General features: G+C 66.2%; 19 protein-coding genes, 1 tRNA gene and 1 pseudogene. 13 read left to right on the top strand and 8 right to left on the bottom strand.

What is annotated here, in order from left to right; genetic code table 11:
- Nucleotides 1-219: 219 nt before the first annotated feature.
- The 4 genes from KRR55_RS03075 (at nucleotide 220) to KRR55_RS03060 (ending at nucleotide 5,039) form a co-directional block, all read left to right on the top strand.
- Nucleotides 220-1,164 carry a LysR substrate-binding domain-containing protein gene (locus tag KRR55_RS03075; RefSeq protein WP_217387550.1) on the top strand — a complete coding sequence of 315 codons (945 nt, stop codon included), beginning with the start codon at nucleotides 220-222 and terminating at the stop codon, nucleotides 1,162-1,164.
- 180 nt (nucleotides 1,165-1,344) lie between these two features.
- The gene (gene putP / locus KRR55_RS03070) at nucleotides 1,345-2,862 is read left to right on the top strand and encodes a sodium/proline symporter PutP (RefSeq protein WP_217387549.1); all 1,518 of its coding nucleotides are present in this window, start codon (nucleotides 1,345-1,347) and stop codon (nucleotides 2,860-2,862) included.
- Nucleotides 2,863-2,979: 117 nt separating this feature from the next.
- Nucleotides 2,980-3,357 (top strand): DUF4282 domain-containing protein, encoded by a 378-nt coding sequence (locus KRR55_RS03065; protein WP_217387548.1) that lies wholly within the window; start codon nucleotides 2,980-2,982, stop codon nucleotides 3,355-3,357.
- A gap of 161 nt (nucleotides 3,358-3,518) precedes the next feature.
- Nucleotides 3,519-5,039: a S10 family peptidase gene (locus tag KRR55_RS03060; protein ID WP_217387547.1), complete on the top strand. Its 1,521-nt coding sequence runs from the start codon at nucleotides 3,519-3,521 to the stop codon at nucleotides 5,037-5,039.
- 48 nt (nucleotides 5,040-5,087) lie between these two features.
- On the opposite strand, the gene ilvD is transcribed toward KRR55_RS03060, so the two are convergent.
- The gene (gene ilvD, locus KRR55_RS03055; protein ID WP_217387546.1) at nucleotides 5,088-6,956 is read right to left on the bottom strand and encodes a dihydroxy-acid dehydratase; all 1,869 of its coding nucleotides are present in this window, start codon (nucleotides 6,954-6,956) and stop codon (nucleotides 5,088-5,090) included.
- 77 nt (nucleotides 6,957-7,033) lie between these two features.
- Here ilvD and KRR55_RS03050 point away from each other — a divergent pair, with 77 nt between their 5' ends.
- From KRR55_RS03050 to KRR55_RS03035, 4 genes and pseudogenes are all read left to right on the top strand, one after another.
- Nucleotides 7,034-7,873 (top strand): helix-turn-helix transcriptional regulator, encoded by an 840-nt coding sequence (locus KRR55_RS03050; RefSeq protein WP_217387545.1) that lies wholly within the window; start codon nucleotides 7,034-7,036, stop codon nucleotides 7,871-7,873.
- A gap of 94 nt (nucleotides 7,874-7,967) precedes the next feature.
- Nucleotides 7,968-8,363 (top strand): annotated as a pseudogene (locus tag KRR55_RS20720) (SRPBCC family protein); the annotation flags it as partial.
- Nucleotides 8,364-8,643: 280 nt separating this feature from the next.
- A complete protein-coding gene (locus tag KRR55_RS03040) occupies nucleotides 8,644-9,369 on the top strand; it encodes a DUF1731 domain-containing protein (RefSeq protein ID WP_336245021.1) in 726 nt (241 codons plus the stop codon).
- A gap of 7 nt (nucleotides 9,370-9,376) precedes the next feature.
- Nucleotides 9,377-9,889, top strand: coding sequence for a methylated-DNA--[protein]-cysteine S-methyltransferase (locus KRR55_RS03035; RefSeq protein ID WP_336245020.1), 513 nt, complete (start codon nucleotides 9,377-9,379; stop codon nucleotides 9,887-9,889).
- Between the two features lie 21 nt (nucleotides 9,890-9,910).
- Here KRR55_RS03035 and KRR55_RS03030 read toward each other — a convergent pair whose 3' ends face one another.
- Entirely contained in the window at nucleotides 9,911-10,687 is a 777-nt protein-coding gene (locus KRR55_RS03030) for a DeoR/GlpR family DNA-binding transcription regulator (RefSeq protein WP_217387542.1), read from the bottom strand.
- Between the two features lie 265 nt (nucleotides 10,688-10,952).
- Between KRR55_RS03030 and galT the strand changes: the two genes are divergently transcribed.
- Nucleotides 10,953-12,089, top strand: coding sequence for a galactose-1-phosphate uridylyltransferase (gene galT / locus KRR55_RS03025; RefSeq protein WP_217387541.1), 1,137 nt, complete (start codon nucleotides 10,953-10,955; stop codon nucleotides 12,087-12,089).
- 11 nt (nucleotides 12,090-12,100) lie between these two features.
- Entirely contained in the window at nucleotides 12,101-13,246 is a 1,146-nt protein-coding gene (gene galK, locus KRR55_RS03020; RefSeq protein ID WP_217387540.1) for a galactokinase, read from the top strand.
- Between the two features lie 34 nt (nucleotides 13,247-13,280).
- On the opposite strand, the gene KRR55_RS03015 is transcribed toward galK, so the two are convergent.
- Nucleotides 13,281-14,351, bottom strand: coding sequence for an SH3 domain-containing protein (locus KRR55_RS03015; RefSeq protein ID WP_217387539.1), 1,071 nt, complete (start codon nucleotides 14,349-14,351; stop codon nucleotides 13,281-13,283).
- 427 nt (nucleotides 14,352-14,778) lie between these two features.
- On the opposite strand from KRR55_RS03015, the gene KRR55_RS03010 reads away from it, so the two are divergent.
- On the top strand, nucleotides 14,779-15,195 hold the full coding sequence (locus KRR55_RS03010; RefSeq protein WP_217387538.1) for a hypothetical protein: 417 nt from the start codon (nucleotides 14,779-14,781) through the stop codon (nucleotides 15,193-15,195).
- 62 nt (nucleotides 15,196-15,257) lie between these two features.
- Here the strand turns inward: KRR55_RS03010 and KRR55_RS03005 are convergent.
- A tRNA-Ala gene (locus KRR55_RS03005) sits at nucleotides 15,258-15,330 on the bottom strand.
- 432 nt (nucleotides 15,331-15,762) lie between these two features.
- Here KRR55_RS03005 and KRR55_RS03000 point away from each other — a divergent pair.
- Nucleotides 15,763-16,377 (top strand): TetR/AcrR family transcriptional regulator, encoded by a 615-nt coding sequence (locus KRR55_RS03000; protein WP_217387537.1) that lies wholly within the window; start codon nucleotides 15,763-15,765, stop codon nucleotides 16,375-16,377.
- Nucleotides 16,378-16,396: 19 nt separating this feature from the next.
- Here the strand turns inward: KRR55_RS03000 and KRR55_RS02995 are convergent, their stop codons facing one another.
- Nucleotides 16,397-17,626 (bottom strand): MFS transporter, encoded by a 1,230-nt coding sequence (locus tag KRR55_RS02995; protein ID WP_472857759.1) that lies wholly within the window; start codon nucleotides 17,624-17,626, stop codon nucleotides 16,397-16,399.
- Nucleotides 17,627-17,837: 211 nt separating this feature from the next.
- On the bottom strand, nucleotides 17,838-19,091 hold the full coding sequence (locus tag KRR55_RS02990) for an NAD(P)/FAD-dependent oxidoreductase (protein WP_217387536.1): 1,254 nt from the start codon (nucleotides 19,089-19,091) through the stop codon (nucleotides 17,838-17,840).
- Nucleotides 19,092-19,588: 497 nt separating this feature from the next.
- Here KRR55_RS02990 and KRR55_RS02985 point away from each other — a divergent pair, with 497 nt between their 5' ends.
- Nucleotides 19,589-20,326 (top strand): endonuclease/exonuclease/phosphatase family protein, encoded by a 738-nt coding sequence (locus tag KRR55_RS02985; protein WP_336245026.1) that lies wholly within the window; start codon nucleotides 19,589-19,591, stop codon nucleotides 20,324-20,326.
- A gap of 21 nt (nucleotides 20,327-20,347) precedes the next feature.
- Here KRR55_RS02985 and KRR55_RS02980 read toward each other — a convergent pair whose 3' ends face one another.
- Together KRR55_RS02980 and KRR55_RS02975 are read right to left on the bottom strand one after the other, a co-directional pair.
- A complete protein-coding gene (locus tag KRR55_RS02980; RefSeq protein ID WP_217387534.1) occupies nucleotides 20,348-21,019 on the bottom strand; it encodes an alpha-ketoglutarate-dependent dioxygenase AlkB family protein in 672 nt (223 codons plus the stop codon).
- 96 nt (nucleotides 21,020-21,115) lie between these two features.
- A complete protein-coding gene (locus KRR55_RS02975; protein ID WP_217387533.1) occupies nucleotides 21,116-22,264 on the bottom strand; it encodes a N(5)-(carboxyethyl)ornithine synthase in 1,149 nt (382 codons plus the stop codon).
- Nucleotides 22,265-22,649: the final 385 nt, after the last annotated feature.

Genomic DNA, 22,649 nt, shown 5'->3' with positions numbered 1-22,649 from the left:
TCCTAGGAAGAAAGGGTGGCTGGGGAGCTACCACTACCCATCTTGCACACGTATGGTGTCGCATTGATAGGCGGGGTTCACCAGACAGTATGACCCTTTTCATCCCTTCAGCAAAAGTGAACAAAGCCGAATGTTTTCCTTCGGTTTTCCCAATGTATCCTGGGGTGTCACCAACCACCGTGATCCGCAGGGATCACCCGGCCCACCAGGGAGCCGACCATGCTGGAAATCCGACGCCTGCGGCTGCTGCGCGAACTGAGCATCCGCGGCACCATCGCCGAGGTCTCCGACGCGCTTAGCTACAGCCCCTCCTCGATCTCCCAGCAGCTTTCGCTGCTCGAAAAGGAGACCGGCGTGAAACTGCTGCGCAAGGTCGGGCGGCGCCTGCAACTGACCCCGCAGGCCGAGGTGCTGGTGGCACACACCGACGAATTGCTTGATTCCATGGAACGGGCCGAGGCGGACCTCGCCTCCACCCAGCAGGCCGTGGCCGGCACGGTGCGCCTGGCAGTGTTCCAGACCGCGGTGCTTTCACTGATCCCCTCGGTGCTGCGCGAGCTGCGCCAGGACTTCCCCCACCTGCGCGTGGAAATGGTGCAGCACGAACCGGAAACCGCGCTTCATGAGACGTGGGCGCGGGATTTCGACCTGGTCGTGGCGGAGCAGTACCCCGGCCATGCGGCCCCGCACTATGCCACCCTGGACCGCAAGATCCTGGCCCACGACGCGATCCGCCTGGCGCTGCCGGCCCGGGACGAGGCGATGCCGGCCGAGTTCCACCATGTCACTGCCATCGAGGCCGCCGCCGGCCTGCCCTGGGTCATGGAACCGCGTGGCGCGGCCTCGCGGCACTGGGCCGAACAGGCCTGCCGCATGGCCGGGTTCGAACCCGATGTGCGCTACGAAACAGCCGACCTGCAGGCCCACGTCAGGCTGGTCGAATCCGGCAACGCCGTGGCCCTGCTGCCGGACCTGGTCTGGGCCGCCCGCAAGCGCGAGCTGCGCATCGTCGATCTGCCCGGGGCGCCGCGGCGCACCATCTTCACCTCCGTGCGCCACTCCTCGACCCAACACCCCGGGCTGGTCGCGGTCCGCAGCGCCCTGCACGCGCAGGCTGCCACTCTTCCGGCGCCGACGGACGTCGACCCGGAGGCTGTAAGTTAGGTCACAAACAGGTAACGCCGTGGTGAGAGCGGCCACACGGCATCGAATTTTCCTGTCATACTCGAGGTCGGTTGCGAACGAACGGCACGTGCCACGGGGCAGTGCAACCATGCCCCTGGCAGCAAAATACGCCGAGGATCACCCTTCCCCGGCTCGCCCAACCTTCATGAGGTCCACACCATGTCCGACTCAACATTCCAGCTGATAGCCATTGCGGTGTATCTCGCAGCAATGCTGGCCATCGGCTACTTTGCCTTCAAGCGAACCAACGACATCGACGATTACATGCTCGCCGGCCGCGGGCTCAAGCCGGGGGTCGCGGCATTGTCTGCCGGTGCCTCGGACATGTCCGGCTGGCTCCTGATGGGCCTGCCCGGCGCGATCTACCTCAACGGGCTCATCGAGGCCTGGATCGCCATCGGCCTGACCATCGGCGCGTGGTTGAACTGGAAGTTCGTCGCCCCGCGGCTGCGCTCCTACACGGCCGTGGCGCAGAACGCGATCACCATCCCGAGCTTCTTTGAAAAGCGGCTGAAGGACAACAGCCACTTCCTGCGCATCGCCGCATCGGTCATCATCCTGGCGTTCTTCACCTTCTACGTCTCCTCCGGCATGGTGGCGGCGGGCAAGTTCTTCGAGTCCTCCTTCGGCTGGAACTACTTCACCGGCCTGTTCGTGGTCGCCGGCGTCACCCTGCTCTACACGCTCTTCGGCGGATTCCTCGGCGCAACCCTCACCGACGTCGCCCAGGGCCTGCTGATGTTCGCGGCACTGATAGCCGTCCCGATTGTCGCAATCTTCCAGATGGGCAACATCGGGGACCTCGGCTCCAAGATCAAGGACGTGAACCCCGAGGCGCTGAACCTGTTCTCCAGCTTCAACACCACCAACGGGTTCCTGGCGGCAGTGGCCATCTTCTCCACCGCGGCCTGGGGCCTGGGCTACTTCGGCCAGCCGCACATCATCGTGCGCTTCATGGCCCTGCGCTCCCCGTCCGAGGCCAAGACCGCCCGCCGCATCGGCATCGGCTGGATGGTGCTCACCGCGATCGGCGCCATCGTCACCGCACTGGTCGGCATCGCCTACTTCGCAGACAGCCCGGAGAAGGAAATCACCGACCCGGAGACCGTCTTCCTGCTGCTGAGCCAGATCTTCTTCCACCCCTTCGTCGCCGGCCTGGTGCTGGCGGCGGTGCTCGCTGCCATCATGTCCACCATGTCCTCGCAGCTGATCGTGTGCTCCTCGGCCCTGGTCGAGGACCTGTACAACATTGCGGGCAAGAAGCTGAGCCCCCAGCGCGAGGTCATGCTCGGCCGCTCCGGCGTGCTCGTCGTGGCAATCGTCGCCGCGGCGCTGGCCCTGAACCGGGACTCCAGCATCCTGGATCTGGTGTCCTTCGCCTGGGCAGGCTTCGGCGCCGCCTTCGGCCCGATCGTGCTGCTGAGCCTCTACTGGCGCAAGCTCACCTCCACCGGCGCGCTTGCGGGCATGCTCACCGGTGCCGTCACGGTCTTCGTCTGGGGCAACATCGATGTGCTCTCCTCGGCAATGTACGAAATCGTTCCGGGCTTCGTGCTGAACCTCGTCGTCGCCGTGCTGGTTTCGCGTGCCACCTACAAGCACAACGCGACCATCGAGGAAGAGTTCACCGCAATGGAAAATGAAATTGAGGAAAACGCTCCCTACGTCGTTTCCTAGCCATCGCCAAACTGCGACACGGACCCCCTTCACCTGTTTCGGTGCGGGGGGTTCCTTGTGTTTGACTGGGAACGACAGATCATCAATCGCATGTACAAAGAGAGGGAGCCTCAACCCGTGAAGGCACTTTTTGATTTCAACTTCAACAGCTTTGTCACCCCGAAGCTCGTCAAGATCGTCTACATCCTGATCACCATCGGCCTGGGCATCATGTACCTGGGCTTCGTGATCGCCGCCTTCGCCACCGAGCAGCTTGCCGCGGGCTTCTTCGTGATGATCATCGTGGGCCCGCTGGTGGTCCTGATCTACCTGGCCCTGGCACGCATGGGCCTGGAATCGCTGATCGCCACGATCCGCACCGCCGAAAACACCGGTGAACTGGTCCGCCTCTCCGGCGGCAACGCACCGGGGGCCGCACCGCAGGCCGGCGGCGCCTACCCGGGCGGCCCGGCCGCTCCCCCGGCAAACCCGTACGGGAACGGCCCGCAGGCCTAGATTCGGGCAAACCACCTCGCCCAGGGGCGGTGGATCGGGAGGGCGCTCAGGCGCCGGCCGATCCACCGCCCTTGTCTTGCCCCGTGCACCAACGCCCATCCCGGCCACGGCCGCCCGGGACACACTGCAAAACGACGGTCCTTCGGCGGTAGGATCTTGGCATGCCTGAAGCTTCCGCAACCTCCCCTGCCGCGCCCGAAACCACGCCCAAGCCCGAGGTGGTGGACGACTTTGTCACCCGGAGCCACCGCACCGCCTCCGGCCTGCGCTACACCAGCACCACCGGCCGCATGGTGCTGCGCCGGGAAGAGGACGCCGAGGGGAAGACCAACGGATTCAACGCCAAGGCCGAGATCTTCCTGGTCTCCTACACCGCCGACACCGAGGAGGCCCCCGCCGCCGGGCAGGTCGCCAAGTCACGCGCCAAGAAGCCTGCCGGCCCCGTCGCGGCCAACCGCCGCCCGGTGGTGTTCGCCTTCAACGGCGGCCCCGGCTCCGCCAGCCTGTGGCTGCACATGGGGTTGCTCGGTCCGCGCATTGTCGATTCCGGGGACGTGGGAAACATGGCCGCGGCGCCCTACGGCGTCATCGACAACCCCGAGTCGCTGCTCGAACACGCTGACGTCGTGATGATCGACCCGGTGAACACCGGGTTCTCCCGCGTGGTGGCAGGCGGCACCACCGACGAGTTCCACGCCTTCGAGGCCGACCGCGACCTGGTCGCCGAGGTCATCCGGCTCTGGATCACCCGCAACCAGCGCTGGCTCTCCCCCAAGTACCTCGTCGGCGAGTCCTACGGGACCATGCGCGCGGTGGCGGTGGCCAGGCGCCTGCAGGAGGCACACGGGCTGGCCGTGAACGGGCTGGGCCTGATTTCCACGGTGCTGAACCTCTCCACCCTGGATTTCGCCCCGGGCAACGACACCCCCTACGCGCTGCACCTGCCCACCTATGCGGCGATCGCGCACTACCACGGGCGCCACGGCAACCGCCCGCTTGAGGAGGTCGTGCGCGACGCCGAGGACTACGCCTCGGGCGACTACGTGGTGGCGCTGCACCTGGGCAACCGGCTCTCCAAGCGCAAGTTCGACTCCGTGGTCAAGCACCTGGCCGAGCTCACCACGCTCTCCGAGTCCTTCATCCGGCGCACCAACCTGCGCTGGGAGTACATGGAATTCGCCACCGAGCTGCTGCGCGAAAACGGCCTGATGGTCGGGCGCATCGACGGGCGCTTCACCGGCGTCCCGCCGCGCCTGCAGGAATCGCACACCTGGGACGACCCGTCGCTGCGCGCCATCACCCCGGCCTACGCCGCGGCCATCAACCACTATGTGCGCGCGGAGCTGGGCTACGAATCCGACCTGCCCTACGAGGTGCTCACCGGCCGGGTGCACCCCTGGAGCTACGGCGGGTTCGAGGGCAGGCCGATCGACGTGACCCGGGACCTGGAGCGCCTGCTCATCGACATCCCCGACCTGCGCGTGCACGTCGACTACGGCTACCACGACGGGGCCACCCCGCACTTCGCCGCCGAGTACGTGTGGGCGCACCTGGAGGTCCCGGCCGCGGCCCGGACCCGCTTCACGCACCACTACCACGCGGCCGGGCACATGATGTACCTGGACCCGGCCGTGCGTTCCACCCAGCTCGCAGCCCTGGCCGAGTTCGTCGCCAAGGCCTAGCCGAGCGGCCCGCGGCCCCGCAAGGGGGCCTCGGGCCGCGCCGACCTTCTAGGACAGGACTGCCTGCTGCTGCACGATCTGCGGCACGTGGCGCACCGCGCCCTTGTCCGCCGACTGCGCGAAGGCCGCGTAGGCCCGCAGCGCCGGGGAGACCACGCGGTCGCGGTCCCGCGGCTGGTAGCCGATGGTGGATTCCAGCACCGCGCGGCGCCGGGCCAGCTCGTCCTCGGTGACCTCCAGGGTGATGGAGCGGGCCGGGATGTCGATGGAGATGGTGTCGCCGTTCTCCACCAGCGCGATCGCGCCGCCCGCGGCGGCCTCGGGCGAAACGTGCCCGATCGAGAGTCCCGAGGTGCCGCCGGAGAAGCGCCCGTCGGTGATCAGCGCGCACTTGGCGCCGAGGCCCAGGCCCTTGAGGAACGAGGTGGGGTAGAGCATTTCCTGCATGCCCGGTCCCCCGCGCGGACCCTCGTAGCGGATCACCACGACATCGCCGGCGACCACGGTCTTGCTCAGGATCGCGGTGACGGCATCGTCCTGGGATTCGAAGACCACCGCGGGGCCGGTGAACTTGAAGATCGACTCGTCCACGCCGGCGGTCTTCACCACGCACCCGTCCAGCGAGATGTTCCCGCGCAGCACGGCCAGGCCGCCCTCGACGGAGTGGGCGTGCTCCATCGAGTGGATGCAGCCGTTCTTGGCGTCCAGGTCAAGGGTGTCCCAGCGCTCGGACTGGGAGAAGGCCTCGGCGGAGCGCACGCAGCCGGGGGCCGCGTGGAAGAGCTCGGTGGCGGTCTCGGTGGCCTTGCCTCCGCGGATGTCCCAGTCGTCGAGCCAGGAGCGCAGGTCGGTGCTGTGCACGGAGCGGACGTTGTGGTTCAGCCGCCCGCCGCGGTCCAGCTCGCCCAGGATGGCGGGGATGCCGCCGGCGCGGTGGACGTCCTCCACCAGGTATTCGCCGTTGGGAGCGACCTTGGTCAGGCAGGGGGTGCGGCGGGAGATCTCGTCGATGTCATCGAGGGTGAAGTCCAGCTCCGCCTCCTGCGCAGCGGCCAGCAGGTGCAGGATCGTGTTGGAGGACCCGCCCATGGCGATGTCCATGGTCATGGCGTTCTCGAACGCCTCGCGGCCGGCGATGGCGCGCGGCAGCACCGACTCGTCGCCGTCGAAGTAGTAGGCCTTCGTGATCTCCACGATGGCGCGGCCGGCGTCCTCGTACAGGTCCTTGCGGGCGGTGTGCGTGGCCAGCGTGGTGCCGTTGCCCGGCAGCGCCAGGCCCAGGGCCTCGGTGAGGCAGTTCATCGAGTTGGCGGTGAACATCCCCGAGCAGGAACCACAGGTGGGGCACGCGGCCTCCTCGATGCTCAGCAGGTCCTCGTCGGAGACCGAGTCGTTCACGGCGTCCGCGATGGCGGAAATCAGGTTCAGGCGCTTGCGCACGGTGCCGTCGACCAGCACCGCGGTGCCGCCCTCCATGGGCCCGCCGGAAACAAACACGACGGGGATGTTCAGGCGCATCGCGGCCATCATCATGCCGGGGGTGATCTTGTCGCAGTTGGAGATGCAGATCAGCGCGTCGGCGCAGTGCGCGTTGACCATGTATTCGACGGAGTCGGCGATGAGGTCGCGCGAGGGCAGCGAGTAGAGCATGCCGCCGTGGCCCATGGCGATCCCGTCGTCCACGGCGATGGTGTTGAACTCGCGCGGGATTCCGCCGGCCTCGATGATCGCGTCGGAGACGATGCGCCCCACCGGCTGCAGGTGGGTGTGGCCGGGGACGAATTCGGTGAAGCTGTTGGCGACGGCAATGATCGGCTTGCCGAAGTCGGAGCCCTTGACTCCGGCGGCGCGGAGCAGGGCGCGGGCGCCGACCATGTTGCGGCCGTGGGTGACTGTTCGTGAACGTAATTCAGGCATTGGACCAGTCAACCAGCAACCCGGGCGGGGCGGAAGACGGTGCCAATACTAGTAGTGGCAGTGATAGATTTATGACAATGAGCGATGAACGCAGACGGGAATTGGGGCAGTTCCTGCGCGATCGGCGCGGCAACCTGGTCCGCGCGGAACTCGGGCTGCCGCCGATCGGACGCAACCGCACGCTGGGACTGCGCCGGGAGGAGATCGCGGCCTTCGCCGCGGTGAGCATCACCTGGTACACCTGGCTTGAGCAGGGCAGGGACATCAACGCCTCCCGGCAGGTGCTTGAATCCATCGCCCGCGTGCTCGGCCTGACCACGGCGGAGAAGTCCTACCTGCTGGCCATGGGCGGCTACACCCCCGTGCCGGCGACCGAGGTCACCCGCATCGAACAGGCGCCGGACCACCTGCAGCGCCTGCTCGACACCTTCGACTTCCCGGCCTTCGCCGTCGCCCCCGACTGGGGCATTGCGGGCTGGAACCGCGCCTACGCGGGCCTCTACGCGCGGATCGCGGACGTCGACCCGGCCGAGCGGAACCTGCTTTGGCTGATCTTCACCGACCCCCACCTGCGCCAGATGCTGCCCGACTGGGAAGAGACCTCGCGGCACTTCGTGGCCGAGTTCCGCGCCGAGGCCGGCGCCCGGCTGGGCTCCGCCGCCCACACGACGCTCCTGCAGCGGCTGGGCGAGGCCAGCGGGCAATTCGCCAAGCTCTGGGCGGACCGCGGCGTGGAGCGGTTCGCCTCCCGGCAGCGCGTCTTCCTGCACCCGCTCGCCGGCGAACTGGTCTTTGAGCAGCACCGGCTGGTGCCCTCGGATGCCCCGGAGCTTCACCTGGTGATGTACGCGCCGGTGGCCGACACCCCGACCCGGGAACGGATGCGCAAGCTGATGGCCGGGGCACCGGGCGCATAGCTTCCCGCCCCGCCCGGGCGCAGCACCCCGGTGGCCACGAGGCGTGCGTGGCGGGACAATGGGCCGCACCGCGCGGGGTGGCTAAGCTGGGACCATGGCATGGCAGCGCACGCAAACCCATTTCCTCGCACTTCCCCCCGCGACCGTGTGGGAGGTGTTGCGCGATCCGGCCCGGGCTCCCGAGTGGCACGGTTCCATCGCACGCCTGCGCCCCCACGCGGTGCCCGCACGCGCAGGGACCTTGCTGGACCTGCTGCCCGCCGGGAACATCATGGGCAGGATCCACGGTGCCACCGCGCCTCCCGCCGTGGTCACGGACGTCGAGGAAGGCACCGCCATCGGCTGGCGCCAGCCCCAGCCCGGCGGCCACCTGGAGGTTCGCTGGTCGCTGCGCGAGGTGGAGGGCGGAACCGAGCTCACCCAACGGGTGTCTGTCGCCGGATCGGCATCCGCGGTTTTCGCGCGCTTCGGCGGCCGGCCGATCGCCGAGAACTTCGCCGAAAATTGCGTCCGGCTCTATGCGCTGGCGGGCGGCGGCGTCACCCGGCAGTTGCGCGTCGTGATAACCGGGGGCCACGGGTTCCTGGGTTCCCGGGCAGCGGCGGACCTGGTGTGCCGCGGGCACGAGGTCGTGGTCCTCACCCGGGGCATTCGCGCCGGCAGCCCGTTCACCCAGGTCCTGTGGGACGGGAAGAACCAGGGCCCCTGGTCCACGACCCTGTACCGCGCCGGGCGCGAGACCGCGGTGCTGAAACCTGGCCGGGGAATTGGTGGACCTGCCTCCCACCGCGGCCAACATCGCCCGCCTGCGCAGCTCCCGCGTCGATTCCACGCGCGCGCTGGTGGATGCCTCCCGTGCCGCGCCCGCCCCGCTGGCGGCATTTCTGCAGGCCAGCACCACCGCGATTTTCGCCGATGCCGGGGAACGCCGGATCACCGAGGATTCCGCGCTGCCAACCGGCGCCGCGGCACTGCCCCAGATGACGGGCGTGGCCAGGCCATGGGAGGAGGCAGCCGCGGGCGCCAACACCGAACGGCTGAACATCCTGCGCACCTCACTGGTCTTCGAACAGGAAAGCCCCCTGGTTGACCGGCTGTCACTGCTGGCCGGCGTCGGTCTGGGCGGCCCTGTGGCCGGCGGGGAACAGTGGGTCAGCTGGATCCACCTCGCAGACTGGCTGCGCATCGTCCGCGCGGCCCTGGGCCTGGAGGGGGAATTGTCCCTCCCCGGCGGCGTGATCCACCTGGCGGCACCGCACCCGGTGCGCAACCGGGAGATGATGGCGGCATTGCGGGAGAAGATCGCACCGGGTCCCCTGCGCAGATTTTCCTTGCCGACACCCAGGCCCGTGCTGGCCGCCGGTGCCGTGGTGCTGCACACCGACCCGGCGCTGGGCACCTCCGGCCGGCACGTGACCTCCAAGGTGCTGGCGGAGGCCGGGTTCGAGTTCGAGTTCCCCGACTTCGAGGACGCATTGGGGCGGATCCTTGGCTAGCGGGCGCGTGTTGCGCCATGCAGTGATGGACTCCCCCGTCGGCCAGCTGCGAATCGTGGCCTCAGGGCACGGGATCGCCGGGATCTACATGGAAAACCACGCCCACCCGCTGGCCCCCGAGGTCCTGGGCGAGCCTCTGGCCGCGGTGGAGGCCGACCCGTTCATTGCCCAATGCGCCGCCGAGCTTGCCGAGTACTTTGCCGGGACCAGGACGTCATTTGGTGTGCCGTGCGACGCGCAGGGAACCGCGTTCCAGCAGCGGGTGTGGGCCCAACTGGCCCGGATCCCCTTTGGTGAATCCCGCAGCTACGGCCAGCTGGCCCTGGAGCTGGGAGACGAAAAGCTGACCCGGGCCGTGGGCACGGCCAACGGGCGCAACCCGATTGCGATCGTGGTTCCGTGCCACCGGGTCATTGGCGCGGACGGCGCTTTGACCGGCTACGCCGGAGGGCTGGGCGCCAAGGAATTCCTGCTGCGCCACGAGGGCATCCTGCCAGAGGCCGAGGCAACCCTCTTCTAAGGAGGGACCCGCAGGCCCGGCTCAGGCGAGGATCAGCGTGTCCAGGGACTGGCGCAGGATTTCCTGGGCCTCGGCATCCAGCCGGGGTCCGGTGATCAGCGCATCGACCTGGGAGAGCGGGACGATCTGGCACAGCCCCGTCACTCCCCACTTGGTGTGGTCGGCCACGATGACCTGCCGTGCCGCAGCCTTGATGAAGGCCTGGTTGGTCTGCGCCTCGAGCATGTTCGGCGTGGTGAACCCGTCCTCGACAGTCATGCCGTGAACGCCCAGAAAGAGCAGGTCCACGTGCAGTTGGCCCAGGGCAGAGAGGGCCAGCGGTCCCACCAGGGCATCGGAAACTGTCCGGGTCCCGCCGGTCAGGATGATGTTTTGGGTCGGGTTCGCCGCGGCGTGGAAGACCTCGGCGATCCGCGGCGAATTGGTCACCACGGTCAGGTCCTTGATGCCGGTGCATTGGGCGGCCAGCGCAAAGGTGGTGGTGCCGGAGTTCAGCGCAATGGACATGCCGGGCTTGATGAGGCCGGCCGCGGCGCGGGCAATGGCCTGTTTTTCCCCTGACTCCAGCGACAACTTGTGCGTGAATCCCGGCTCGTTGCTCGTCGGGGCGGCATCCAGCGTGGCACCTCCGTGCACCTTGACCAGCGCGCCGCGGGCGGCCAGGGCATTGAGGTCGCGGCGCACCGTCATTTCCGAGACGCCCAGCTCCGATGCCAGGGAGGTGACGCGAACCTGCTCGCGTTCGCGCAGGGCATCAAGGATGCGCTGCTGCCGGGCACCGGCCAGCATCTCTGTCATGGCGATCCGTTCGTTCGGGCGTCTGTTCGCCCTCCATGGTAGCGAAAAACGAACACATTTCGGGGAGATTTGTTCGAAGTTGCGCGAAATATGTCCCGCCGACCGTCCGCGGGCTTCCCTGGCGACCGACGGTTGAGTTGAAGGCTGACCAGCACGGATCGCCAACGGCGGAACGATCGGGCCTTTCGCGCGACGCCACTCTCCGATAGAATGTGATCGAATTTGTTTGAATTTGACTCTTTTCGCACATCACCCAGGAGACGCCGTGGAACAGAAGACTAGTCCTGCGAGCCCCGTACGCGCCGAGCTTGCCGACGGGCGTGAGCTCCTCTACTTCTTCGACGGCGGTCACGCTCCCGCCGGCTTCCTGGCCCCCCTGGACACCCGTGAGCTGCCGGACCGCCCGGCGACATCGCAGCTGCGCTACGACGCCCTGAGCGGTGAATGGATTTCCTTTGCCGCACACCGCCAAACCCGCACTCACCTGCCCGCGGCGAGCCAATGCCCGCTGTGTCCCACGCGCCCGGAAATGGCCAGTGAAATCCCGGCCGGCTCCTACGACGTCGTGGTCTTTGAAAACCGATTCCCGTCCTTCGGGCCCGAACAGCATGCAGTGGACGCCCCGGTCGAGCTCGGCGCGGCGCGCCCCTCCCACGGCCGCTGCGAGGTCATCTCCTTCGGGCCCGGGCACACCGATTCGCTGGCCTCCCTCGGAGCCCAGCGCATCCGCACCGTGATCGAGGCATGGGCCCACCGCACGCGGGAGCTGGGCCGGCTCGAGGGTGTCGCACAGGTCTTCCCCTTTGAAAACCGCGGTGCCGACATCGGCGTGACCCTGCACCATCCGCACGGGCAGCTCTACGCCTACCCCTACGTCACCCCGCGCACCGAAAACCACCTGGCGCGGGCTGCCGCACACCGAACACGCACGGGGCGCAACCTCATGGCCGACGTCCTGGACTTCGAGGTCGCCGACGGCCGTCGCGTCCTTGAACGCGGCACCCATTTCACCACCTTCGTCCCCTATGCCTCCCGCATGCCGGTCGAGATCCATCTGGTGCCGCACCGCCAGGTGGCCGACCTCGGGGAGCTCACCGGGGCCGAACGCGACGAACTCGCATCGATGTACCACCGGCTGCTCTCCAGCGTGGATGCTCTCTACCCCACACCCACGCCCTACATCGCCGGCTGGTTCCAGGCACCGAGGCACCACGAGCAGCGGGCCGAGGCGTGGCTGCACCTGCAGTTGACCTCCCCGCGGCGGGCCGAAAACAAGCTCAAGTACCTGGCCGGGTCCGAGGCCGCCATGGGGGCCTTCATCGGGGACGTCACGCCCGAAGCCACCGCCGAGTCCCTGCGCGAGGCCGCCGCCCGCCTCGAATCCCACGCCCCAGCCCTGTGAAGGACCGCGCAATGACCACCTTGGCCGACGCATTCACCGCCCTTTACGGAAACGCCCCCGAGGCCTGCTTCGCCGCGCCGGGACGGGTGAACCTCATTGGCGAGCACACCGACTACAACGAGGGGTTCGTGTTGCCCTTCGCCATCGACAAGGTGGCAGGCATCGGGCTGAGGATCCGTCCCAGGGAGTCCGGGCGGCTGCTGCGCATCGCCTCGACCCGCGGCGGACAGGTGGTCGAGGCCCAGGCCAACGGGTTGGTTCCCTCGATGGTGGCCCCCTGGGCCCGCTACGTCGCCGGGGTCTTCTGGGCGATGGAACAGCGCGGCTTCGCGCTGCCCGGCGCCGACATCCTGCTGGATTCGACGGTGCCGGTCGGTGCCGGCCTCTCGTCCTCGGCCGCCATCGAATGCGCAGTGGCGTTGGGCCTGAACGAACACCTGGGGTTGGGCCTGTCGCGCGAGGAACTCGTGCTGATCTGCCAGTTGGCGGAAAACGAGTTCGTCGGGGCGCCCACCGGCATCCTTGACCAGTCGGCGTCGCTGCTGAGCACCCCCGACCATGCCCTGTTCCTGGACTGCCGCACCCGGGATGCCCGCCAGGTCGATCTGCCGCTGGCGGCCAGCGGCCTCCAGGTCTTGGTCATTGACACCAGGGTCAGCCATTCACACGATTCGGGCGGCTACCGGGAACTGGTGCTCGCCTGCACGCGGGGTGCCCGGGAACTGGGCGTCGCCGCCCTGCGCGATGTCGGGACCGAGCGCCTGGACGAGGCCCGGGAAACGCTGGCACCGGAGATCTATCGCAGGGTCAAGCACATCGTCACCGAGAACCAGCGGGTGCTGGACACCGTCGAACTGCTCGAGAGCCGTGGACCTGCCGCCATCGGCGGGCTCCTGCTGGCCAGCCACGCCTCGATGCGCGACGACTTCGGAATCTCCTGCGTCGAATTGGACCTGGCCGTTGACACGTCCATGGCCGCGGGCGCCATCGGCGCACGCATGACCGGCGGCGGATTCGGCGGATCCGCGATCGCGCTGATCGAGGCATCGCATGCGGAGGGCGTTTCGGCAGCGGTGCGGCGCGCCTTTGCCGAGGCCGGATACATCACCCCGGAAATCTTCTCCGTGGTCCCCGGCCCCGGGGCACGGCGCCTGTGATGCCGCACCCCGCATCAGGCTCCGGGTGCCCGCTCTAGCAAGGCAGCGAGGAGGGCAGCAGGACCGGGGTCCTGGCCACCGCCCCGGCTCCGTCGGACCCGTGGTAGGCGCGGCAGACCCCGACGCCGCGGTTGGCCAGGTTGGCCTTGATCTGCCGGAGCGAGTCCGGCGCAAAGCCCTGCCACTGCATGTGCATCAGGACGGTGTCCCCCGGCCTGGCCGCCGATGCGCGGGCCACCGTGATGGACTTGGACTTCGTGCTCCAGTCCAGGGTGTCGCGCGACCAAGTCCAGATCGCCATGCCGACCCGGTCGTAGGCGCACCGCACACTCGCATCAATGGCGCCATAGGGCGGGCGTCCGAAGTTGGTGTGCACCCCGGATCCGCCAAGTTCGGCGGCGGCGGCCGAGCAGCTCAGCGGACGCAAGTCGGGATGGCTCACCGAATGGTTGATGACCCATTGCCCCTTGGCGCGGGCCAGTGAAGCCAGATCCACGCCATAACGTGACCGGAAGGATGAGAGGCAATTGCCCGTGGGGGCGAGCACCAGGCCCATGTTGTGGTCCGCGGCGTACTTGATCGTGGAGGTGAAGGAGCTGAGCGTGCGCGGACAGTCGTCAAAGGTCAATACCACCCGCGAGGTGCGGTTTGGGCCCGTGGACTGCGGCGCCGAGGGTGCCGATGTACCGGTACTGGTGGTGACGTAGGCGTTGCTGACCCATCCGGTGAGTCCCGCATAGCTGACTTTGTACCAGCCATTGGCTGCGCGGGCCAACACCTTCACGGTGGTGCCCTGTGGAATGGTCGCCAGGATCCAGTAGGCGGTGCTTGGGCCCGTGCGCAGGTTGAGGTTGGCGGTTGTTCTCACCGTGGCAGGCAGCGTGCTCGGTGTCGATGAACTCACGATGCTCACGTAGCTGTTGCTGACCCAGCCGATGTATCCGGCGTAGCTGACCTTGTACCAACCGGTGGACGCCTGGGCCAATACGTTGACCGTGGTCCCCTGCGGGATGGTCACCAGGATCCGATACGCCGTGCTCGGCCCCGTCCGCAGGTTCAGGTTCGCGGTGGTCTTGACCTTGGACGGCAACGCGGTAGCCACCATCACCGAAGTCGAAGCTGCGCCCTGTACCTGAATCACGCCCGGGGATCCGGGCGCATGAGGCGCTCCGGTTTCCGCTATCGACCCCGCTGAAATGACCAGTCCTGCTGCCAAGAAAATTCCGCAGGCGCCCCAAGCAAGATTGCTTTGTCCCCAATGCCACAGCATCTCTATTCACCCTCAATTTGCTTCCCCAAGAAGACTCTTGCGGCAAGTATGCGGCCAGCGGGCCGCCCGCGCAATCGATGTGCCAATTCGTTCCCAAATCGTGCAGAACGCCGCGTCTGCACCGACGAACGGTTACGGCTTGGCCATGCGTGCAGGCAATGGTTTCCCAGCCATTTCACGGCTTTTGGGCCTAGCGTGAAGTGGGATGGTCCGCGGGCATTCGACCCGGAGCATGCATTTGTCGCAGGGATGAGGGATTCACATGGATCGCGTTGCAATCGTCTATTACCAGCGTGATGCACTGGCCAGGCAGCGGGCCGCCGAACTGGCGGAAAAACTGCACACCCACGAGCTGCACAGCGAAATTCTCGAGGTCGCCAGCTCCTCTGCCCACGAGCTGGTGTACTTTGACGCAACGGTCCTGGTCGGTCCGCTGCGCTTTTCCCGCATGCATGGGCTGGCGTTGGCCAATGCCGTCTTCGGATTCCGGCCCGTTGCACTGCTTCTGACCGGAACCGGCGACACCGACCGCATTCTTCGCCAGCTGCCCAGGCGCATGCGCGGCGAGGTCCCGGTCTTTACCGTCGGGGATGATGGCCGTCCGCACACCGGGATCGATCCCCTGGTGACGTGGCTCCGGGCCATGATTGGCTACTCCGGATACCGGGCGGTCGGCTGAGCCGCCCGACTCGGACAACGCAAAAAGTCCCAGACGCAATGTCTGGGACCTTTTGTATTTCGTGGAGGTAAGGGGATTCGAACCCCTGACCTTCTGCATGCCATGCAGACGCGCTACCAACTGCGCCATACCCCCGAAAAGGATTGGTTTCAGGCTTTCCCGAAGGGCTGCCGAACCGAGATAATAATCTACAGCACGATGGCACCCCAACGCCAATCGATCGCGGGCCGCTGGCATTTCTCACGGCCGAAATCCCATCCGGGAACGTACCCGAAGGGCTAAAACGCGCGGAAAAATCACCCGCCCGCCATCGTAACATGACGTCAATCACAGCCCGCCGCGCAGTGCCTGGAGCCGCGGATATGCCGACATCTCGGTGAGGCGAGGGCGGCGGGGCGATGCCTGCCGCGTCGTCCTGTGCCTCCGGAACGAGGACGATTTCCGGGTGCCCCACCCCGAGTGCCGGGGAATGGATTTCGCCGAGTCTTTACAGGTCAGGCCCCGCACCAAATACCGACGCATGACAGGTTAGTAAGAAATGGCCCAGAATCTCGCTACTCTAGCAACATGGCAATACGTGGATCATACGCAAAGGGCATCGCTAAGCGCGCCGAGATTCTAGACGTCGCACTGGAGGTGTTCGCCGTCGAGGGTTACCGGGGAACATCGCTGCGCAAGGTCGCAAGCCTTTGCGACCTGTCCCTGGCCGGGGTGATGCACTACTTCGAATCCAAGGAAGACCTTCTCGTACAGATCCTGCGCGAGCGCGACGCCCGCAACGAGATCGACGGCACCATCGAGGAGCAGGAGGGGCGCCTGGCCGATGTCCTGGGGCAGGGGCACAGCGAGCCCGGCCTGATTGCACTCTTTGTCACCATGGCCGCCGCCGCCGCGGACCCGGAGCATCCCGCCGCTGCATACTTCCAGGAGCGAAATGCCCGGCTGATGCAGATTTCCGAGGAGTCCTACTACCGCGACAAGCCGCGGCCCTCGGAAGAAGAGCTCGAGTACTTCCGTGCGATGACCCGGATGGTCCTGGCGACGGCGGACGGGCTGCAGCAGCAGTGGCTGGTGGATCGATCCCTCGATGTCGTTGGCACCATGAAGCTGCTGATGGAACAGACCCACGAAGCGATGGATCGCAAGCTGGCGTCCATCCGGGCCACGCCGGGCAACGCATAGCCCGGCAACTACTGCGAGGCTACTTCCCTGCCGCCGCAAGTCGCTTGGCACGCCAGCCCGTGGCCAGGGCCAGCAGCAGGCCGACCAAGGCGAGGCCGGCGCCCAGGAACGAGGGTGCCCGATACCCCAAGCCGGCGGTGATCACGGCGGCACCCAGCCCGGCACCCAGGGCGTTTGCCACGTTCAGTGCAGAGTGGTTCAGCGACGCGGCCAGGGATTGGGCGTGCGGCGCGGAGTCCATGAGCAGCGCCTGGAGGGCGGGCACCAGAAGCGACCCGGTGCCACCGAGGATGAAGACCAGGATGAGAGCGGGGACCGCGTGGGTGGAGACCAGGCCGAACAAGGTCATGAAGACGACCATGGCGGTGGTCGCAACGTAAATGGCACCGAGGACCGACCAGTCGGCCAGGCGCCCGCCGATCAATGAACCGACGACCATGCCGATTCCGTAAAGTCCCAACACCAGCGGCACGGCCGAGATTGGCAGCCCCGTGACGTCGGTCAGGATTGGGCTGATGTAGGAATACACGGCGAAGAACCCGCCAAAGCCGACAATGCCGGTCAGCATGGCCATCCAGACCTGTCCGCTGCGCAGGGCCGAAAGTTCCCTGCGGATGCTTGCGCCGGCGTGAGCAGGGGAAAACGGCACAAACACGCGGATGGCGACCCAGGTCAACGCACCCACTATCCCGACCACCGCGAACATCCAGCGCCAGCCAAGGCTCTGGCCCAGGAAGGTCACCAGTGGTACGCCAATGACGTTGGCGACTGCGAGGCCCAGCATCACCCACGCGATGGCACGGCCGCGCATCGATGCCGGCACCAGGGTGCCCGCCAGGATGGCCGCGATGCCGAAGTACGCTCCGTGCGGGAGACCCGCCAGGAACCGGGAGACGAGCATCCATTCATAGTTCGCGGCGAAGAGCGAACTGAGGTTGGCAAGCGTGAAGAACGCCATGAGCCACAGCACCATGGTCTTGCGGGCGACCTTGGCACCCAACGCGGTCAGGATCGGGGCGCCGACGACCACGCCAAGCGCGTAGGCGGAGATCAGCAGGCCCATCCGGGCATTGCTGACGCCCAGGTCCGCGGCACCTTCCTGGAGCAGTCCCATGATGGAGAATTCCGTGGTGCCAATCCCGAACCCGCCCATGGCAAGTGCCACCACCGCCAGGAACAGTGCCCTTCCGGATAGTTGGGTGCTGTGGGCCTGCTTGCTGTTGCCCAGGACAGTTGCGTCGGAATTCACGGGTACCTTTTCAATGGTTCAGCGGTGGGTAGGCGGCAGGGTGAAGTGCATCTGGCCTCGTCGCCGCCACCTCAAGCCTACGTGGCCACCGGTGTTGGCAGGAACGATCGTGAGCACGCCCACGGCCCCGACCGTCACATCGAATCCGGCACTGGCCATGCCGAGCAGGCCGGCTTCCTGAATGCCGGACCCGGCACGCCCTCGCATGGCGCTACAGCGCCGTCAATTCGTTGTCGGAGTCCTGCAGCGTGGAGACGGGGATGTTCTTGCCGATCATGCTGCGCAGGTGGTCGTTGACGTCCCAGATGTTCACGTTCATGGCTGCGGTGATCACGCCATGGCGCAGCCAGAAGATGATGAACTCCCCCGCGGACATGTCGCCGCGCACGACCACTTCGTCGTCTGCGGCCCGGTCACCCACGTATTCCATGCCCAAATCAAATTGGTCGGTAAAGAAGTATGGCAACCAGTCGTAGGATTCGTCGCGTCCCAGGATGGTGGCCGCGGCGAGCTTGCCCTGTCGGATGGCGTTGTCCCAGTGTTCGACGCGCATGGCCCGGCCCAAGGTGGTGTTGTATGCCTCTGCGATGTCGCCGATGGCCAGGATATTCGGGTCGCTGCTGCGCAGGTGTTCATCGACAACGACGCCGGTGCCGATTTCAAGTCCGGCGGCTTCGGCCAGTTCGTTGTTGGGCACCGCACCGATGGCCAACAAGACGAAATCCGCGGGGACGTCCCCGGTTGGCGTCTGCACCACCAAACCCTTCCGGGGGTCCGAGCCGATCCCGCTGACTGCGGTCCCGAAGCGGCACTTGACTCCGTTGGCAACGTGCAGCTGCGCTACGTGGGCACCGAATTCGGTGCCCATGGCAGTCGCGAGTGGGACCCCGTCGGGGGTGATAACGGTGACTTCCACTCCGGCCGCGCGCGCCGAGGCGGCGACCTCCATGCCAATCCACCCTGCGCCGATGATGACCAGATTCTTGCCGGAAACCAATTGCTCCTTGAGCTTCCTGGAGTCCTCCAGCGACCTCAACGTGTAGACGCCGGGCAGGTCCCATCCGTCCATGTTGGCGTTGCGACCGCCCAGCCGCGAACGGCAACCGGTGGCGATGACGAGATTTTCGTAGCCCACGGTTGCCGAGCCGCGCAGCGTGACCTGCCGGGCGGCGACGTCGATGGATTCGGCCGTTGTGCCCAAGCGCAGCTCGACACCGGCGTCGGCATACCAGCCGGCGGGGAAGGGTTCGAGTTCCTGCGCGGGCTTGTTGCCCTGGAGGAACTCCTTGGACAACGGGGGCCGCTCATAGGGGACTTCGTTCTCGGAGGCGATGAGCGTAATGGGCTTGGCATAGCCGCCCTCACGCAGTGCGTGGACGCAGTGGGCCGCGGCAAGTCCGCCGCCAATCACCACGGTCCCCAATTCTTCTTGGGCTGCCGGTTCCTTCGTCGCCGATTCGCTCATGGTGTTCGTTTCCCGTCAGAATGGTGCCACCGAACAATCCGGCCAGGTCCGGAGAGTCCTTGTAGCGGTTAATATTCCTAGTTTTAGAATCTCACCTTGCACCGCCAGAGTCGAGGGAAGATGGGCAGCCGCCCACCGGCACGCGCCGGCCGATTCCAAACCCTTCCGGGTTGCACACTGGCAATCCATGGCGGAATCACAGCCGCGGTTCATGTGCCGCTCAGGACAGTGTGCGACCCTAGGTAGCGATGTCTGTATATTCTGCCCGGTCTCACGCTGCGAAAAATCCGCCGCGCCGGCGAGCGCGCGCCCACCGCTTCCTGCGTTTCCTGGTGCTTATCGGGTCTCTGGCCGGTGCCCTTCTGATGGCATTCCACTCAAGGGTTCCCGATGTCCTGGGTCTTGGCTTGCTCCTGGACAATGCCGCGCCGTGGCTGGGTTTGGTGGTTCCGGCGCTGCTCCTGCTGGCCTTGGCGTCGCGGAGCCGAACCTCCTTGGTGGTGCTGCTGGTCCCGACGTTGACGTGGCTTTTCATCTTCGGCCCGGCCATTGTCCCGTTGTCTTGGTCGGCGCCCCAACGCAGTGCCCACACGATGGTGCTCAGCAGCCAGAACATCAAGGCGGGTACCGGGGCCGCCGCGCAATCGGCGCTTGAGCTGGCCGCCGGCGGAAGCGACGTCATTGCCCTGCAGGAACTCGACGCCGGCAGCGCCCAGCGCGTCACCGCCGCCCTGGAGGAGCGTTATCCCCATCATTTCGTGGTGGGCACGGTGGGGGTTTGGAGCAAGTATCCACTCATGAATTCCCAGCCGCTCGAGCTCGGACTCGGCTGGAAGCGTGCACTGTCCACGGACGTCGACACAGACTCCGGACGTGTCCGGCTTTATGTCATCCATGCTGCCTCGGCCCGTCCGAACGACCACGTCGATCGTGACGAAATGCTGGCCCAGTTGGCAGCCGCGGTGCGAACCGATCCCCATGAAAACATGGTTGCCGTGGGTGACTTCAATGCAACCAGCACCGACCGCGCCTTCAAGAAGATCTCAACGATCCTTGAAGAACCCAACCAGGATGGCGGCTTACTTGGCTTCACCTGGCCGCGGTCGCCTTTTACCATGATGCGCCTTGACCATGTTTTGGTGCGCGGCCTGGAGGTCACCTCGAACACCAATGTCGAAGCCGGGATCAGCGACCATTTTGCCGTTCGGGCAGAGTTGAACCTTCCCGGGAAATAGGCAGGATGTTGACGGGCCCGCTCAGTCGGCCAGGCCCGTAACACGCATGGTGATGTTGATTCGTCCCGTTTCGAGCCCGCAATCGGCGGGTGCCGTTCCGGGAAGGACCTTGGTGACCCCGTGGAAGGCAAGACGAGCAGGTCCCCCGAACACGAACAGGTCCCCCGAGGCCAGCAGGATGTCCTCGTAGGGCTTGTTGCGGTTCTGCGTATTGCCGAACCGGAATTGGCAGGTGTCCCCGATGGAGATCGAGACCACCGGGGCGACCGACCGTTCGTCGCGGTCTTGGTGCATGCCCATCCTGGATTCCGCCCCGTAGTAGTTCACCAGGGCCGTGTCCGGGGTGTAGCTTTCGGCGGCTGCCGCGTCCTGGGTGGCGGCGAAGAGTGCCTTGCGGCCAAGCCGCACCATCCACTCGGGGAAGTCCAGGACGCGGTTGCCGTTGACATCGATGGCCGCGCGCGAATAGGCGTAGGGACGCCAGTGCCACCCCAGGCAGACGGTCTGGACCGACATTTCGTGGCCGCCAATCTTCGCCGCACGTGGTGGCACCGGGCCCCGTCCCCATTCTCGGAACCGCGCAACCAACCAGCGTTGTTCCTCCGGGTCCAGCCAGTCGGGAACCCAATGGGCACCGGGCGCAAGTTCCCGTCTGGGCCGGCCCAGAAAGCTCTCGGAGAAGAGGGTGCCCATGTCATCGCCTCCCGTTGCCATGGCGGCGGTGCGGGAACTTCCCGCCGCATGGTTACCGCTGCTGCCGCGTTCCCGAACCTGCTCCGGGAATCAGCTCTATGCCATCTTATGCGGGTATTCCGCAGACCTGTTTTGGAACTCCAGGATGGCCGGGTTCTGGATGACGCCGTCACGTATCTCGATGGCCCGGGCAATCGTTTCGTTTTTTTCCCAGGCCGTCGGTCCGTCCATGACCGAATTCAGGAACGGCAACAGGCCTTCGCTTATTTCCCAGCTTGCGGAATTCCACAAATAAGAGGGGCTGTGATCAACCGCGTAGTAGTTGATGTTCCGGCCAACGGTGAACATCGGCTGGGCGAAGGTCGTGGGCTTGGCCCATTCAAAACCCATTCCCTCGTCACACGAAACATCGATGATCAGGCTGCCCGGATAAAACGCCGCAAGGTCCTCGGTCTGCAGATACATCAACGGGGCGTTCGGGTCCTGCAGCGTGCAGTTCACCACGATGTCGCTTTCGGCCAGGAACGGCGCCAGCGGCAATCGTCCCTCGTCAGTGATGACCTCGCTCAGATTCGGTCCGCCGTCGTGGTCGAACTGCACCATCTGGACCGAGTGGATGGGTGAAGCGACCGCGGCGACGGAGCGACCCGTGAGGACACGCACGTCGTGGATCCCGTGGGCGCGCAAGGCCGTGACCGCTCCACGGGCGGTGGCTCCAAACCCAATGACGGTTGCCGATAGCCTGCGCCCATAGTCACCCGTCATGCCGCAGAGCTGTAGGGCGTGGATGACGGACGAGTAGCCTGCCAGCTCATTGTTCTTGTGGAACACATGAAGCCCGAAGCTGCCGTCCGTGCCCCAGTGGTTCATGGCCTCGAAGGCAATCACGTTCAGTTTCTTGTCAATGGCCAGCTGCGTCAGCGCAGTGTCCTGGACACAGTGCGGCCAGCCCCACAGCGTCTGCCCCTCATGCATTTCCATCAGATCCGAGACCTGGGGCTTGGGCAAAAGTACGATGTCACTACCGGCGATTACTTCCTGGCGGGTGGCAAATTTTGAGACGAAGGGCGCAAGCTCTTCATCGTCAATTCCGCAGGCACGCCCATAGCCGGATTCGACCGTGATACGGCTGCGGAAGCGCTCGTCAATACGTTCAAAGTGCGAAGGATGGATCGGCAAACGCCGCTCGTCAACCTTGTTGGAAGTGGCAATGACACCAAGTGTAAGTTCGTTCGTAAAGCCCATGCGTCTTGTTCTCTTCCTAGGTGGAGCAGGCCAAAATGGCCCGCCCCATAGGGCTCACGGTACACGGGATGGCTTCTCCGCAGTCCGAAAAGTCCTTGCACCGGGCCCCTGCGCCTCCGCATCGTTGGGCGTCGTCTCCATCGATGAGGGGGAAATTCCCGCGGCCGACATGGCCGTGAGTGGACTGCCGGGTTCCTGCCGTCGGCGCCCCGCCACGTCCCTATGTGACTCGGCAAGGCGCGTGGCCATGTCCGGCGACATGAAGCCCGTCGGCGCCAGTCGAGGTCGAAGATGATGGGCTCCGCCTGCCCGCACGTCGCACGAGTATCCTTCGGCAGATCGGTAGTTCATTGGTGACAGATCCACACGTGTCAGCGTCGAGGGG

Origin of the sequence: Paeniglutamicibacter quisquiliarum (assembly GCF_019084045.1) — a bacterium.
Taxonomy (GTDB): Bacteria; Actinomycetota; Actinomycetes; order Actinomycetales; family Micrococcaceae; genus Paeniglutamicibacter; species Paeniglutamicibacter quisquiliarum.
The sequence above is the reverse complement of the archived record's forward strand: the minus strand, read 5'-3'. Positions and strand labels throughout refer to the sequence as shown.

Coding starts and splice junctions, on each gene's coding strand:
- KRR55_RS03075 (WP_217387550.1), top strand. CDS start 220: ATGCTGGAAATCCGACGCCTGCGGCTGCTGCGCGAACTGAGCATCCGC.
- putP (WP_217387549.1), top strand. CDS start 1,345: ATGTCCGACTCAACATTCCAGCTGATAGCCATTGCGGTGTATCTCGCA.
- KRR55_RS03060 (WP_217387547.1), top strand. CDS start 3,519: ATGCCTGAAGCTTCCGCAACCTCCCCTGCCGCGCCCGAAACCACGCCC.
- ilvD (WP_217387546.1), bottom strand. CDS start 6,956: ATGCCTGAATTACGTTCACGAACAGTCACCCACGGCCGCAACATGGTC.
- KRR55_RS03050 (WP_217387545.1), top strand. CDS start 7,034: ATGAGCGATGAACGCAGACGGGAATTGGGGCAGTTCCTGCGCGATCGG.
- KRR55_RS03030 (WP_217387542.1), bottom strand. CDS start 10,687: ATGACAGAGATGCTGGCCGGTGCCCGGCAGCAGCGCATCCTTGATGCC.
- galK (WP_217387540.1), top strand. CDS start 12,101: ATGACCACCTTGGCCGACGCATTCACCGCCCTTTACGGAAACGCCCCC.
- KRR55_RS03015 (WP_217387539.1), bottom strand. CDS start 14,351: ATGGTGGCTACCGCGTTGCCGTCCAAGGTCAAGACCACCGCGAACCTG.
- KRR55_RS03010 (WP_217387538.1), top strand. CDS start 14,779: ATGGATCGCGTTGCAATCGTCTATTACCAGCGTGATGCACTGGCCAGG.
- KRR55_RS03000 (WP_217387537.1), top strand. CDS start 15,763: ATGGCAATACGTGGATCATACGCAAAGGGCATCGCTAAGCGCGCCGAG.
- KRR55_RS02990 (WP_217387536.1), bottom strand. CDS start 19,091: ATGAGCGAATCGGCGACGAAGGAACCGGCAGCCCAAGAAGAATTGGGG.
- KRR55_RS02980 (WP_217387534.1), bottom strand. CDS start 21,019: ATGGGCACCCTCTTCTCCGAGAGCTTTCTGGGCCGGCCCAGACGGGAA.
- KRR55_RS02975 (WP_217387533.1), bottom strand. CDS start 22,264: ATGGGCTTTACGAACGAACTTACACTTGGTGTCATTGCCACTTCCAAC.